Annotated in this window: 14 protein-coding genes and 1 pseudogene; 8 read left to right on the top strand and 7 right to left on the bottom strand. The window is 54.0% G+C overall.

Going from position 1 to position 13,510, the window contains the following annotated elements:
• Nucleotides 1-140 precede the first annotated feature (140 nt).
• Nucleotides 141-338: pseudogene (locus WM40_RS31195) on the top strand (LysE family translocator); the annotation flags it as partial.
• 49 nt (nucleotides 339-387) lie between these two features.
• On the opposite strand, the gene WM40_RS29960 reads toward WM40_RS31195, so the two are convergent.
• The 4 genes from WM40_RS29960 to WM40_RS05580 form a co-directional block, all read right to left on the bottom strand.
• On the bottom strand, nucleotides 388-1,860 hold the full coding sequence (locus WM40_RS29960; protein WP_157685722.1) for a hypothetical protein: 1,473 nt from the start codon (nucleotides 1,858-1,860) through the stop codon (nucleotides 388-390).
• Nucleotides 1,861-2,555: 695 nt separating this feature from the next.
• A complete protein-coding gene (locus tag WM40_RS05570; protein WP_046152378.1) occupies nucleotides 2,556-3,146 on the bottom strand; it encodes a chemotaxis protein CheB in 591 nt (196 codons plus the stop codon).
• A gap of 226 nt (nucleotides 3,147-3,372) precedes the next feature.
• Nucleotides 3,373-3,570 (bottom strand): hypothetical protein, encoded by a 198-nt coding sequence (locus WM40_RS05575; protein WP_157685723.1) that lies wholly within the window; start codon nucleotides 3,568-3,570, stop codon nucleotides 3,373-3,375.
• A gap of 30 nt (nucleotides 3,571-3,600) precedes the next feature.
• Nucleotides 3,601-3,783: a hypothetical protein gene (locus WM40_RS05580; RefSeq protein ID WP_024905684.1), complete on the bottom strand. Its 183-nt coding sequence runs from the start codon at nucleotides 3,781-3,783 to the stop codon at nucleotides 3,601-3,603.
• A 399-nt stretch (nucleotides 3,784-4,182) separates the two neighbouring features.
• On the opposite strand from WM40_RS05580, the gene WM40_RS31200 reads away from it, so the two are divergent.
• Nucleotides 4,183-4,434: a hypothetical protein gene (locus WM40_RS31200; RefSeq protein ID WP_046152380.1), complete on the top strand. Its 252-nt coding sequence runs from the start codon at nucleotides 4,183-4,185 to the stop codon at nucleotides 4,432-4,434.
• 130 nt (nucleotides 4,435-4,564) lie between these two features.
• Here WM40_RS31200 and WM40_RS05590 read toward each other — a convergent pair whose 3' ends face one another.
• Complete coding sequence (locus tag WM40_RS05590) at nucleotides 4,565-5,335, bottom strand: hypothetical protein (RefSeq protein ID WP_157685209.1); 771 nt, start codon at nucleotides 5,333-5,335, stop codon at nucleotides 4,565-4,567.
• A 437-nt stretch (nucleotides 5,336-5,772) separates the two neighbouring features.
• Between WM40_RS05590 and WM40_RS05595 the strand changes: the two genes are divergently transcribed.
• From WM40_RS05595 to WM40_RS05610, 5 genes are all read left to right on the top strand, one after another.
• Entirely contained in the window at nucleotides 5,773-7,308 is a 1,536-nt protein-coding gene (locus WM40_RS05595) for a methyl-accepting chemotaxis protein (protein ID WP_046152381.1), read from the top strand.
• Between the two features lie 173 nt (nucleotides 7,309-7,481).
• Nucleotides 7,482-7,823: a DUF3597 domain-containing protein gene (locus WM40_RS05600; RefSeq protein ID WP_024905688.1), complete on the top strand. Its 342-nt coding sequence runs from the start codon at nucleotides 7,482-7,484 to the stop codon at nucleotides 7,821-7,823.
• Between the two features lie 243 nt (nucleotides 7,824-8,066).
• Nucleotides 8,067-8,258, top strand: coding sequence for a hypothetical protein (locus WM40_RS31205; RefSeq protein ID WP_236693400.1), 192 nt, complete (start codon nucleotides 8,067-8,069; stop codon nucleotides 8,256-8,258).
• Nucleotides 8,259-8,347: 89 nt separating this feature from the next.
• Nucleotides 8,348-9,361, top strand: coding sequence for a hypothetical protein (locus WM40_RS05605; protein WP_157685724.1), 1,014 nt, complete (start codon nucleotides 8,348-8,350; stop codon nucleotides 9,359-9,361).
• Between the two features lie 120 nt (nucleotides 9,362-9,481).
• Nucleotides 9,482-10,309 carry a deaminated glutathione amidase gene (locus tag WM40_RS05610; RefSeq protein ID WP_046152383.1) on the top strand — a complete coding sequence of 276 codons (828 nt, stop codon included), beginning with the start codon at nucleotides 9,482-9,484 and terminating at the stop codon, nucleotides 10,307-10,309.
• Here WM40_RS05610 and WM40_RS05615 read toward each other — a convergent pair.
• Both WM40_RS05615 and WM40_RS05620 read right to left on the bottom strand, forming a co-directional pair.
• Nucleotides 10,290-11,594: a DUF3443 family protein gene (locus tag WM40_RS05615; RefSeq protein ID WP_046152384.1), complete on the bottom strand. Its 1,305-nt coding sequence runs from the start codon at nucleotides 11,592-11,594 to the stop codon at nucleotides 10,290-10,292. The two genes, WM40_RS05610 and WM40_RS05615, sit on opposite strands and share 20 nt — an antisense overlap.
• A 63-nt stretch (nucleotides 11,595-11,657) precedes the next feature.
• On the bottom strand, nucleotides 11,658-12,248 hold the full coding sequence (locus tag WM40_RS05620) for a DUF2844 domain-containing protein (protein ID WP_052738184.1): 591 nt from the start codon (nucleotides 12,246-12,248) through the stop codon (nucleotides 11,658-11,660).
• Nucleotides 12,249-12,554: 306 nt separating this feature from the next.
• Between WM40_RS05620 and WM40_RS05625 the strand changes: the two genes are divergently transcribed.
• Nucleotides 12,555-13,502, top strand: a complete 948-nt coding sequence (locus WM40_RS05625; protein WP_046152385.1) for a ketopantoate reductase family protein — start codon at nucleotides 12,555-12,557, stop codon at nucleotides 13,500-13,502.
• Nucleotides 13,503-13,510 lie beyond the last annotated feature (8 nt).

Below are 13,510 nucleotides of genomic sequence, written 5' to 3' on the forward strand. Positions count from 1 at the left end.
TGGATACTTTATTATTTTCGCGCAACTCTGTCAACAGATGATTAATAAAGTGTCTATAAAGACACAAAGGATACTTTATTAATCAAATAACTCTAAACTCGAGCAGTCCGTCGAGGTCCAGTGACTGCAATGTAGTTGGGGTAGCCGTTCAAATCATGACCCTTGCGACCGTGCTCAACGGCATCGGTCTGGTCGTCAACGGCGTCGTAATACTTTCCGCAAGTCAACTTAGCCAGAGGTGGGCCACCCGGCAGAAACCGTCACGGGCCCCTCAATACCTGCTCGCATCGATTTTTGCCGGACTGGCCGCTCGGCTCGCTTTCGCCAGCCGGCATTGAACATCGGAAAAGATTATCATCATCAGCGTAGTACCCTATTCCCGCTTTCTCACCACTGCTGATAAGGATTCTTATGATTATCAAATACACCGACAATGATTAATTTGTCATCAGCACAGCGTGCCGACACGACGCGCCAGGGTCCTCTTCCCTTGCCTGTTCCTTCCCAATCCCCGAGGTCTCTACTGTAGAGTCTGTCGAGCGCAACTTTAGGAAATTCCTGTTTTAATTTAGCTAGAACGGACGACGAAAACCGGGTATTCACCATGGGGTGACTACTTTTGTGTTGACGTCCATTCTCAAGTTCAGAAATTGCTTTTTCAGCCAGTTTATGCTGCTGATTTGTGAAATTTACTTTTTGGTTCGTAAAAATTATAGAATTACTAACGATAAATTGCTTCGCCCCCTCTTTTCCTTCAGATATTCCCGTACTACTTGATTCATGTGACGATTGATAGAGCGCATGTCGCAAACTTGAATTACTATTTCTCTGCCGAGAAATATCAGTGCTACGCGTACTAAACGAAGAACCATCTTCAGAATAATGCCGTCGATTTTTCTCAATATGCAACCCAACAACGTCTTGAAGATTGCGCTTTTGGTAAATTTCATTTATTTTTACTATTTGCTCCTTTCGCGAACTTAAAAACATTTCACCTTGAAAATTACTTAATTCTCGAACAAACCCATCAATATGATCCCTTGCCCTTATTCCCGAGGCAGTTACATGATAAACAACATCATTAAAACCATGCTCCTCAATAATACTTCTGTTCTTTTCCATCGAAAACTCATGTGAATCAAACAGCGTAACTTGGTCATTCTTGGCATGCAATAAATCACTCTGCACATCGCTTCTTTTTCGAAGTTGTTGCAAAATATCCTTATTAACGCTATCTGAAAATTGCCTGGTATGTTGGAAAGTTTTTTGTTCTGTCGTTTGAACATTAAGCAACACACCATACATCGCAGCACTACAACCTGACCACGACCATTTATTCCATTCAGGAGTAATATTATATTCATTCTGCAAAATCGCTTTGACCTTTGAACTTAAACCAGAACCGGTAAGCCATTGACCGCCCACCATCGTTACCTTCCAGTTATCGGAATTCTTTATATCACCAAATTTTTTTATAAATTTTTTCAAATTCCTATCTAGAAAATTCATATCATCAATATGATAAATGCCAATATTATTTGTTTTGGAACAAACAACGGAAACGATAACTCCATTTTCAGCACCGAAAGAAAGCAGATAACTTAGTGGCTTAGAATTACTCTTGGATATTTTATACTCACCAGCAAACACTACTTCATCTGGTGTTAATGAAATTTTCAACTCCGCTAAATTATTTATTGCAGAACTTCTTATTTCAGAAATTTTACTTGAAATTGTATAAAAACAGGCATTGGTTACTTTATCTATCTTTTCAGCTAGACTTTCACTTACATTCTCGATGTTTTCGGTTGATATAGCAGGCAATCCACCACTCACATTAACCTTTGTCAGTTTTATCATTCCTTCCCCTGCAATCTCGCGTCTTAAATTTCATGTAAGTAAAATAGCTATGGCAATATTGTCGAACCAGCGCGAGTAAGTCGCTATCAAAAACCGAAGCAACGCGATTACGCGGACGAAACGCATCCTTGTACGCGTTGCCGCATGCGTGATTAACCGCAAAGAAAACGATCATCAGCCGACGCAAAGACATTGCAATATTTGCAACAGCCGTGAAGCCGGATATCAAACACAGAAAACCAGCCATCCCGAAATAACGTTCAGCGTTTTAACACAGCCTCAATACACCCATCCGCCTTGTCGCGGACCGTCTTGTACATATCAGTGCCCTCCACCAGATTCGCAGTGAGCGTGATCGCGATAGAAGGGGCCAACTACCCTTTTTCGATCATTTCACCGCCATCTTCACAAACGGGCCCGCGCCCCATCTGGCAACAATGTCGTCGTGCTATTAGTGGTAAAAGAGATAACCACCCTGGGATGGGTGGGCAATCAACGGATGCGCAAAAGGCAATGTGTCAGACAAGCGACACGCATCGCGCACACTTAATGAAGAAAAAAGAGCAGATTTTTTAAAATAATAAGCAATGCTTGTTAAAATAAAACGTTTATAAAATGCACTTTTATGATGTGTATTCGTATTTTTAAAGGTAACTGATACTCATACGCGCTCCTTCTACGATGTCACGGTGCTTTTATCTTCTGGATCCGCGATTGCTAAAATCACCGTCCAACGCTATCAGCAACCCGTCTACGCTTTCGATGTAGGTGATAGGCCCGTCATAGTCGATGGCATTTTGTTGCATGCCGCGCGGCTTACGTCCTGGATCTAAGACCATCGTTAAACCACCTGCCTGATGGATTGCCGCCAATCCTTTCGATCCGTCTGCAAGCGATCCAGACAATACGATGCCTATGGCCCGTCTTCCCACGCTTGCAGCCAAGGACGCGAACAGAACATCAACGGTACGATTTCGATAGCGATTACTTGAACCGTCCAGACAGGCGATTGCTTCATTCTGGTCTATGTACAATACCTGACTCGATTCAGCTACATAGCAAACTCCAGCCTGAGTTGCCATTCCGTTCGTGGCAACGACAACGGAGAGTCGGCTTCTTCGCCGAAGAACCTTTGCCAAGTAACTGACCTTGTCGCTTGAGCGATGCAGCACAACGAAAACAGAAGCGTCAATGGACTCCGGCCAGCGCTCAAGAAGTCGGCAGATATCATCCAACCCCTCGACTCCCGAGGCACCAATACCTATCGCATACATAGGTCGCTTCATTTTCTAACCTCGGAGGAAACGGGCGAGATTCAGATCGACAGACAGAGCACTTCTAATCCGACGAATTCTCAGAGATCTGAGAAATTCACACAGACCCGGTACTTGCTAACCTCACGCTCCACGTCGTTTAGGGACGCCTGGTATTTTGGCGGGTTAAGGGCACGACATCGCCGCTTCTCATGACGTCAGATGCTTTTTCAAACCGCTGTTTTGGAGACGGAACACGTCAAATTTTACTCTTTGCGGGCATGACGGCATTCTTTACAGGATCGACCAGACCTTTACCATCGCTACCGTCCTCCCACTCCGCCTTCGGTATAGGATTAGGCTGCGCCTGGGCCAATTCCGCATTGTGGGCGGCCAAGGCTTTGGTATCAGTGAGATCGTCTTCCGAAAAATCTGATTTTGCATCAATAGTGTGCATAGGTACGTCCATTTAGCTCGTGGGGCGATGCTACGACGCTTCCGTCGATGGTTTTTTGGGGTCGGACGTCGGGTCATTCGGGCTGCCAATCACATCCCTGTCCTCGGTACCATCGCTTTCGATGTCGCCATTCTCTTTCCGCGCCGGTGGGATCGCGTCAGGCTCGACATTGCTGGGATGGGGCTGATTAGCGGATTGCGTATGCTGTAGCATAAAGTTCCTCCTGGAACGTGGTCCAGCACATTACAGGTACGCAAGGATCGTTCCGCGAGGCCGCGAATCGTCGGTCCGCACTTTGACGCCACAGCGAAGTGAAACGCAATCATGGCGTCAGCGATCCAGCTTTGCACCGTCAGCCCCCCCTGCGCGATCTGGGCCACGGAAGACACCGTAGTGACGCAATACATCGCGACAGGCATCGACCGATCAGGGCTAGCAAATCACCCAGGTTGCAAGAACGATTAGTCCCAGTCTGATTGTCATGATTTCCAGACGCCGATACATTCCGCTGATCTTCATACGGCAACATGGGTCGACGCATTGATAGCGAAATCTGCGCCATTGGATTGCCGCGGATCATCCGTCGCCACAATATTCACGTCTAGATAAGACATGCATCAACGACTTGTTAAATTCATCGATCACGTTGTTGATAGCCGTCGACGCTGGATCGACCTTGAACGTGCCACCGGCATATCTCGCCTGCGGTGGCGAAACGCCTATATTGGCAAGCAGAGAATTAACGGCGACATGCTGGAGGCTATAGCAAAGCGCTGGCCCCAATACCTTTGCTGGCTTATGGCTGGCGACGCAGCAGTCGGCGCGGAACAACGAGACCTAGAGGCCGACGCAATCGGCCCATAGCGCGTCTCTGCGTGCACCTACAGGGATTCCGTGCACCAAATCGTCGACAGGCGCGCCCGGGATACGTATTACTGTGGTTTGTACATGCGTGGTGATGCGCGTTGTACAACGCGCATCACCACGCCTCGCCTTAGAACGACAACCCCATCCCTACTTGCAGCGTTTGATTCGTCGTGGTCGAGCTGGGCTCATAGTAGAAATAGTCTACGGTCCCTGACTGGCCATATTTGAAATGGCTGATCTGATAGGCGGCGTTCACATGCAGATGTTGCGTGACAGCATAATCGAGGCCAAGCGACCCCATCACCGTGAGGTCGGAACCAAGCCTGAATTTACCTTGCGTGATATCGGTCTTCATACTGGCCGCGAACGTCCCGCCTACCGACGCTTCTCCGCTGAATACCAATTTTGGCGTGATCGCATATTGGCCGATCATGCCAAGCCCCGCGCTGTGATGGCTATAATGCTCATCATAGCCATAGTAACTCGTGGAATCACGGAGCCATTGGTGATAACCGTAATACACGTAGTAAATGACCTGCCCCTGATTCGTCACCGGAAACGCTTTACCGACCTTCACTGTGACATCCGTCGAGTTCACCCGAGTGCCCGCTTGATACGGAATGGAAGCGCCGCTGGCGCTGTTCAGATGACCGTCGTAGTCCGTACGCCCCTTTGAATAAGCAAAACTCGCGCTGAGATAGACATCCTTGATGCCAGCCATATCGCGCTGTATCGATAGTTTCCCTTGGTACGCCGATTGAAAGCCCGTTTCCGTATCCAGCGTTTGATTGTTCGAGGACTCACGGTAGTTTGTATATTGCCCGCCCGCCGATGCGGTCAACTGGGTGTTGACACTTTGGAAAATAGTGCCGGCGTGGGCCGTTATGGAAACACCCATGGCCGCGACAAACGCCGTTGCAATTAACCAAAAGAGACGCTGGATACAAACGGTATTTTTCTGCCGATACGCATCTTCAAAAGGTACGAGGGAAGTCGACGAAAGAAAAAAGCGCGCGCGGGAAGGCATGGAATCCTATGAATAACGGGCTGTTGTGGAGATGCAGCCGGCAGCATAAACGAGACAGTAAGAATTTGTAACCAGAAACTTTAAATTTCTCAAACAGTCGCTTTAACACATCACCAAGACAGAGGCGTACATAACATGGCAAGTGTCATATCAGTTATCTAGGCTGCTCAGAAACGGGGGAGGCCGCACGACATATGAATGTCAACATCCCGCGTATCTCAACGGGGTTTACGAGCAAACAATTACTCTTAAAGAAACGACCGTTCGACCCGTTTACCAGACATACCTTGTACCGGAGTCGCGCAGCGATGAAGACCTCTACAAAATTAATGTCCCTTGTCGTCACGGCCCTGGTCGGCGTGGTCGCCATTGCAGGCATCGCGCTCTACTCATTGAATACCTCGTTGCTCGACAGTCGTCGTTCCGAAGTGATCACACTGCTTAAAAAAGCGGAACACATCATCCAGTACTACCGTGACCAACAGGCAAAGGGCAGTATGACCCAGGAAGCGGCGCAAGCGGGAGCCATTCAGGCATTGGTCCAAACCAATCCTGATCGCGTCAGCTATTTCTGGGTTACCGATAGCGGTGGCGTCAACATCGTCCATCCGAACACGGACCTCATTGGCAAGAAGCTGTCCGGCAATCAAACCACCAGCGGCATGAGCGACGACGAAGCCTACCGTCAGGGGTTGGCGAACAATCATTTCGCGATGATCGACCTGCTGGTCAAACGCAGCGCCGATACCCCCGCGGTGCCAAAACTGCAAGGCGTGTTCCAGGTGCCGGATTGGAAGTGGCGCGTAGGCACCGGATTCTTCTATGACGATATCAATGCCGCTTTCTGGCGCGTCGCCCGCGTGCTGATCAGCATCACCGTCGTGCTGATCATCGCCGTCGGCACGATCGCCTGGCTCATGACGCGCAGCGTCCAGAAAACCCTGGGGGGCGAGCCAAACGAAGCCGCGACATTTGCGACCCAGATTGCCGCCGGCAACCTCGCCGCCGATGTGCCGCTCGCCGATGGCGACGAGAGCAGCCTGATGTTCGCGTTGCACGGCATGCGTACACGCCTGCGTGACCTCGTGGAAGAGATCAAGCATGCCACCGATTCCATTGCCACCGGCTCGAACGAAATCGCCCAGGGCAACACGGACTTGTCACAACGCACCGAAGAGCAAGCCGCCTCGCTGCAGGAAACGGCTTCGAGCATGGAGCAACTGACCTCCACCGTTAAAATGAACGCCGACAATGCGCAGCAGGCAAGCCGTCTCGCCGCGGAAGCGTCCGGCGCGACCACGCGCGGTGGCGAAGCGGTAGATGAAGTGATTGGCACCATGCGCAATATCTCGGAACAGTCAGAGCGCATCGGCAACATCATCTCGGTGATCGAGGGCATTGCATTCCAAACCAATATCCTGGCCCTGAACGCCGCCGTGGAAGCGGCGCGGGCAGGCGAGGAAGGACGCGGCTTTGCCGTCGTGGCCGGCGAAGTACGTACGTTGGCACAACGCAGCGCCAGTGCGGCAAAAGACATTAAGGATCTGATCGGGCAATCGATCGCACGCGTTGAACAAGGAACCGGGCAGGTCGCAGTGGCCGGCGAGCGGATGACCGAAATCGTGCAATCGATCCGTCGCGTCAGCGACATCATGAATGAGATTGCCGCGGCGTCGTCGGAACAAAGCAATGGCATTGAGCAAGTGAACCGTGCGGTCTCACAAATGGACGAGGTGACGCAACAGAACGCGGCACTCGTCGAGCAAGCCGCCGCTGCTGCCGCGTCGCTCGATCAACAAGCAGATCGCCTGCGCAACACCGTGGGCGTGTTTCGCTTGGCTTGAGCCCAGCAGGTTCGACCTTGAAAGCGGCGCGGAATAACGCACGTACGAAGCGCCGCTTATGCATTACGATTCCCACACGCAACAAACGAAGCAGCACCCGCGCCCCCCATTATTTCCCGATAGGCTTCCGCCAAGACCACCCTTTCGGTGGCATCCTATCGGAGAAAAGCCAAATGGGACTATTTGATACCCTCACATCGAAGTTGTTCGGCACTGCGCATGCAAAAGGCCCGGATGCATCCCGTAATCCTGCCCCGTCCGGCGAGGCACCGAGCGCCGAGACCGACCCGATGGTGCTTCTGCGTGAGCGCGCAAGCAAACATCCGGAAAAGCTTGACTGGGAACATTCGATTGTCGACTTGATGAAGCTGGTCGGCATGGATAGCAGCTTGGATGCGCGGACAAAGATGGCGGACGAATTGAAGTACTCCGGTGATAAAGCGGACAGCGCCGCAATGAACGTCTGGCTGCATAAACAAGTTCTGGAATCGATCGCAAAGCGCGGCAGCATCTAATTTCTCCTCTCGGCGTGCATCGTCACCGCCTGCTTCGCTGATTCCATCGACGACACTGCCCCACTCGTTCACTGCAGTGTCGCTCTCCTCCTCTTCCGTATATCAGCTGACTGCTTCGGGCAAATATGTCCATTGCTTCGTCATATTGAACGCCTTCTCGGCACAACGATTCAGACCGGGGGCGGTTGACCGCAATATCCAGAATTGATCGGTTTAATAGCGCGGCTTACGGAACGACTTTCCATGAATGTGAATGAGCTCACACAACAATTCCCCGGCATATGGGATGAAAAGCGCTTCTGGGATACCACTCCCGCACACGCTCTCGTACGCCGCGACAACGGCGACTATTCGTACTGGGATAAAGAAAGTCGGGAAATTTATATAAAAACACCGTATTTCCTGACGCATCCACTTGGGTCGTCATCGCGGTGAAACTCGGACATGTCGACGGCGGCCTTGCGTCATTCGTTGTCCTGTCGCCAAAAATACATGACTTCAAGCTCCATCTGGCGCATTGCACAATGGCGATCGCCGTCCCTCCGCCAGATGCTTGCGTTTTCGGCGACCAGGATAGCGAAGCCAATGGCCATGAAATCGTGGTCTACCAAAGCACCATTCTCAGCGAGATCAAGCCGGAACTATTTCGCCAACGCATCGCATTATTGAAAGAAAACATCAAGCAAGCGGAAGCGATGCTGCATCAAATTCCGCAACTGATGGTAAAACAGCAACTCCCGCCCTACAAACTCACGAGGCCTGAACGCACCGCCTTTACCGCTAACTGCGAATCAACCGTTACCGCGTTTGTCGGCAGGCGTCGCGCCTTGGTGAGCGATATGTTTTCCAAGACGGTCCGTCCGCTGTCCGAGGGCGGCTTTCGATCTTTCGTGATTTTCCTGATGAGCGAGTCGCGAGAGCGTGATACGCGCCCCTTTTCGTCCATGCGTCAATCGACGATGGACGTGAAGCGATTCGACCGTGAAGACACTCTCAGCTTTTGGCATGCGGATCATACCGAAGTTGCAGTCACCCGACTGCGTTCCGGCCCGGGAAACGACGAAACCGTTACCGTTTACGCAAAAGCGTGCCGATGCCTGATACACGGAATACAGTCCGCTGATTGGCCATCTTTCCATGACGGACTTGAAAAATTTGCACCACTGGTCGTCGAGCTGACCGAGGGCTCGAACGTCATCGTTCGTCACGACATCTCCATCACTTCACTCTCGGGCCAAGAGATTGCAAGCCAGGTGGCGGCCTTTTGGAAATGCCTCGATAACGCACGCGCGTATTTCCAACTGCTCGAAAAAACCGGTATGAACGGCCATGTTCATTTTGAGGTCGTCAAGGAAAAGCGGCGCGCCATCCCGGAGTCAAGTTTCTGGGAAACGCAGGAACGGAGACTCTACGACGGCGACTACACCCATATGGGCAACGACGGCCATGCGCCGGGTGGCAACACGGTGTCGGCATTGGAAACAACGCCTTCTCTGGAAAACGACGTGGATGCGCCGTTCCCTCACCCGCTGTTCTAGAGTGAACGTTCGGCCAGCACATAGGCGACAATAGGGCTTCTCACTACCGTCATCCGCGCAGCTACCCGGCCGTTTCATCCGGTTAGCCGGCACGCGCGGCGTACGCCAGGAGCGTCCTCCATGAAAGCAGCCATCGGTCAGTACGTCGTCGACAAGGATCCGGCGGTCAATACGGAACGCGCCTCGGCATCGATCGCGCAAGCACATCTCGCCGGTGCGCACTTGCTCGTGTTGCCGGAGATGGCGCTTGCGCTCGATCCCACTGATGCCGATCTGGCCCGCCGAAGTGCCCAGCCATTGGACGGACCGTTCGTTACCGCGCTAAGCCATGCCAGCGCCAACGCCCCCGGCATGACCATCGTGTTCACAATGCCGGAGCCGGTTCTGGGCGACAACACCCAGGACGGCGGCAAGGCTTACAACACACAGGTTGCCTTGCGTGACGGCAAGTTGATCGCCGAATATCGCAAGATCCATTTGTATGACGCATTCAATATGCAGGAATCGAAGCGCATCGCGCCGGGTGATGCGGTGCCGCCCTTGCTCGACGTTCACGGCATGAAAATCGGCATGATGACCTGCTACGATGTGCGCTTTCCTGAACTTGCGCGGCGCCTGGCCATCGATGGCGCCGATGCCCTGGTGTTGCCGTCGGCGTGGATAAAAGGACCGATGAAGGAATGGCACTGGGAAGTGCTATGCACCGCCCGGGCATTGGAAAATACCTGCTATATGGTGGCCTGTGGCGAATGTGGGCCGCGCAATATCGGCGCCAGCATGGTCGTCGATCCGCTCGGCGTCTGCATCGCCCGCGCCGCGGATACGCCAACGCTGCTGTTCGCCGAGTTGCTGCCGGAGCGTATTGCCCAGGCGCGTGCCAGCTTGCCCTCGCTGGCGAATCGGCGGTTTGGAACGCCGGAACTGGCCGTCAATTCACATTCGAGATGAACGCGAGATAGCCGTCTCGCAGATTCGCCGCGGTTTCCATCTTCACGAAGACGTTCTTGCCATAAAAGAACGGCAAGCCGAAGTCCATCTGGTTGGTTTGCTGGACCCCGATGTCGTTGTACGCGTAATAATTGTTGCTGCTAAAAAGCGTCTGGGCGTTCGCGATATTGAACGTTGTACTGTATGTACTGGTCGCCCCCGAGACGTTCGACGAGAACGTCACGCTCCGACTGACGGTGCTGGACGGACAGAAAAATCCGCTATAGCTACCGCTGGTACAGGTGGCGATGGACGAGTCGTCCAAATACAGGAAGTTCGAACCCGTGTCGACAAACGCGCCTGTATTTGTCGTGCCGTTATAGGTCGACTTGAAATTGAAAGCACTGTCGGTCTGAACGACCGTGGCGCTACCCAGCGCATTATTGGTGCGCGTCCCGATACCAAAGACGAGTGCCCCGGTTGCGGTGGCGGCCCCCGTGCTGGCGATGACCGGCAATTCAATAATCACACCATTGTTGTCGGTGGCGAATTTGGATACGGGATTGGTGATCTGCTGCGCGAGCGGTACCGTTGTTTGCGACGGACTGCTGCATGCTGTCGTCGACGAGCATCCCCAATACCATGCCGACGTTGCCGTGCTGACGCACGTTGCGCCGCAATCCTGAATCAGCCCCTCCACACCCAGTATGCCATTGGCTCCGAGCGTGGCTGCCGTCGAATACGACGTGGCGCTGCCGTTCGAACACTGACTGGGGGCGCTCCCCACCGCGGAGTCGGCGATAACCTGGATCGGTACACTCGAGGCCGACTGCCCGCTCATCTTGATGTCCGCGAGCCGGCCGGTGCCCCACGTGTAACCACTGAGAAACTGGCCACAAACGGCAAGATACTGGCTGGATGAACTCAACTGTATCCGCGTAAGCGTGTTCAGCGAGTTGGGAACGGCCGACGCCAAAACCCGCAATCCGACCGACCCGGTGTCCACGATCACATTATTGATGGTGTCGCAGGTACTCGAACCCGGTGCACAGACGGTCACTGTCACAAACGGCGCATTGGCCAGATTAGCGTTCGGCCCCTGTTGAACCGTGATGGTCGAAACATTGGTATCCGCCGCGGCAATCGTGCTGGTTGCAGCAGCGGACGTCGCGCTGTTGCTACTGCTACTCGAACCGCCACCACCACCACACCCGGCTAGCATGCCAACGGCAATTAGTCCGGCAAGCCAGCCGGTTATCACGACAGGGCGCGGGCGAATTACGGTAAGAAAAGACAGAAATCGCATGATTCGATACGGTTGAACAGCGGTACGCCAGGCACGGGAAAACGCGCACACACGCACGCGTATTTATTTGATGTTGGCCGTATCCAAGCCGGACGGCACGAGCGCGGGCACCCAGGCCCGCCCATTGAATGCGCCGGGATGGCCTGTGATCTGAACCACCACATTGCTTGTTTGCACGTTGACGGGCGCGCTGCGCCCACGCCGAATGCCATTTTCGGTATCGGCGGTCTTGGCGGCCTCTCGTGCGTCCGCGTATTGCGTAAACGCGCCACTGCCAAGAATGGATTGCAAATCAGGTATGAACGGCCCGGAAAACGCAACGGCGAACACCGTTCCATCAACATTCAGGTATTCACGTTCGACCGTACCGTCAGCTTGTGTCGACTCCCTTACCGAGTAAGTGGACGCGGATGCCGCGCCGCTAGTCGTTGCAGCCAGTGCCGTCGTGCCGGTGCGCGCCTGGAACGACTGCACCGCCGCGCTTGACAGCGTCGCCGATGCCGGTAAGCGGGGTGCGCCCCCCAGATCGGCATGCGCCGGGACCCCCGCGCCAAACATAAGCGCGCAGGCCACTGCAAAGCCCGCCATGCCGGGATATGGCGGCGCGGTGATAAGGCGGTGCGTGCGGGAAGACAGCATCAAGAGAAAATTCATCGGTACGACCTGCTAAATAAGAAGCCGTGGCAAATGTCTTTTACATATCTGACGGTTGCGTGACAGCTATCTCGAAATTTTTCCACCGTCCTGAGCGAAATCAAACGCGTGTTCCATATCGCCTTGTCGACGGCTTGCTTATTGTGCCCGATCCGTGCGTCATGGGAGCATCGCGCGGTCAGGATGCAACACTTGTGCGGCAGTGTTCCGCGCGGCCTTGATCGTACCTCCAAAGCCGTGCAGGGGGAATAGTGATATCGTCGCCAATGAACGTTTCCCTCCAATTTTTCTTGCGAGCTCTCGATCATGAAAGTGGCAGTCATGGGCGCCGGCGCGGTCGGCTGCTATTACGGCGGCCTGTTGGCCCGCGCGGGTCACGACGTGGTGTTGATCGGACGGCCGAGGCACGTGGACGCGATCAACGCCCACGGGCTACGTTTTCAAACGGCGACGTTCGACATGCACATTCCCATGCGCGCCAGCACCGAGACATCCGCCGTGGCGGAGGCGGATCTGGTGCTGTTTTGCGTGAAGTCGATGGATACACCGGCCACGGCACGCGACATGAAACCGTTCCTGAAAACCGGCGCGTTGGTGCTGTCGCTGCAGAATGGCGTGGAGAACGTGGATACCCTGCGCGCGGCCCTACTGGACCCGGATCAGTTGGCACGCGATGGCGCGAAAGGTGCGGCCAGCGTTTCGGTAGCCGCCGCGGTCGTGTACGTCGCGTCGGCGATGGGTGGTGATGGCCATGTGATACACCACGGTCGCGGTGAACTCGTCATCGAGCCATCGCCCGCCAGTGACGCCGTGGCCAGCGCATTGGTCGCGGCCGGCGTGCCGACGGAAGTGTCGCCTGATGTGAGAGAGGCCCTCTGGATCAAGCTGATGATCAACTGCGCTTACAACGCGTTGTCGGCCATCACGCAGTTGCCCTATGGCCCCCTGTCCCGTGGCGAGGGCATTCCGGAAACGCTGCGGGCCGTCGTCGGTGAATGCCTGGCCGTCGCCAATGCCGAAGGCATTGCCATCACCCGTGATATCCATGCCGATATCGCGCGGACCGCGGCGACGATGCCCGGTCAACGCTCCTCCACCGCGCAGGATCTGACGCGCGGAAAGCTGACCGAGATCGATCATCTGAACGGGCTGATCGTTCGCAAAGGCATGATGCACGGCATCGATACCCCGGTGAATCGCACGCTGCACGCGCTGGTCAAACTCATTGAAGTCAAGCCGGGTGCCGCTGGCTGAGCAGGCCA

The sequence above is a fragment of the Robbsia andropogonis genome (assembly GCF_000970345.1).
GTDB lineage: Bacteria > Pseudomonadota > Gammaproteobacteria > Burkholderiales > Burkholderiaceae > Robbsia > Robbsia andropogonis.

Bases quoted from the DNA above. Each gene is read 5' to 3' on its own strand.
- WM40_RS31200 (WP_046152380.1), top strand. From the start codon at position 4,183: ATGCATCAACGACTTGTTAAATTCATCGATCACGTTGTTGATAGCCGT.
- WM40_RS05605 (WP_157685724.1), top strand. From the start codon at position 8,348: ATGGCGATCGCCGTCCCTCCGCCAGATGCTTGCGTTTTCGGCGACCAG.
- WM40_RS05620 (WP_052738184.1), bottom strand. From the start codon at position 12,248: ATGAATTTTCTCTTGATGCTGTCTTCCCGCACGCACCGCCTTATCACC.
- WM40_RS05610 (WP_046152383.1), top strand. From the start codon at position 9,482: ATGAAAGCAGCCATCGGTCAGTACGTCGTCGACAAGGATCCGGCGGTC.
- WM40_RS05590 (WP_157685209.1), bottom strand. From the start codon at position 5,335: ATGGGTGTTTCCATAACGGCCCACGCCGGCACTATTTTCCAAAGTGTC.
- WM40_RS05570 (WP_046152378.1), bottom strand. From the start codon at position 3,146: ATGAAGCGACCTATGTATGCGATAGGTATTGGTGCCTCGGGAGTCGAG.
- WM40_RS05580 (WP_024905684.1), bottom strand. From the start codon at position 3,783: ATGCTACAGCATACGCAATCCGCTAATCAGCCCCATCCCAGCAATGTC.
- WM40_RS05625 (WP_046152385.1), top strand. From the start codon at position 12,555: ATGAAAGTGGCAGTCATGGGCGCCGGCGCGGTCGGCTGCTATTACGGC.
- WM40_RS31205 (WP_236693400.1), top strand. From the start codon at position 8,067: ATGAATGTGAATGAGCTCACACAACAATTCCCCGGCATATGGGATGAA.
- WM40_RS05615 (WP_046152384.1), bottom strand. From the start codon at position 11,594: ATGCGATTTCTGTCTTTTCTTACCGTAATTCGCCCGCGCCCTGTCGTG.
- WM40_RS05595 (WP_046152381.1), top strand. From the start codon at position 5,773: ATGAAGACCTCTACAAAATTAATGTCCCTTGTCGTCACGGCCCTGGTC.
- WM40_RS05575 (WP_157685723.1), bottom strand. From the start codon at position 3,570: ATGCACACTATTGATGCAAAATCAGATTTTTCGGAAGACGATCTCACT.
- WM40_RS29960 (WP_157685722.1), bottom strand. From the start codon at position 1,860: ATGATAAAACTGACAAAGGTTAATGTGAGTGGTGGATTGCCTGCTATA.
- WM40_RS05600 (WP_024905688.1), top strand. From the start codon at position 7,482: ATGGGACTATTTGATACCCTCACATCGAAGTTGTTCGGCACTGCGCAT.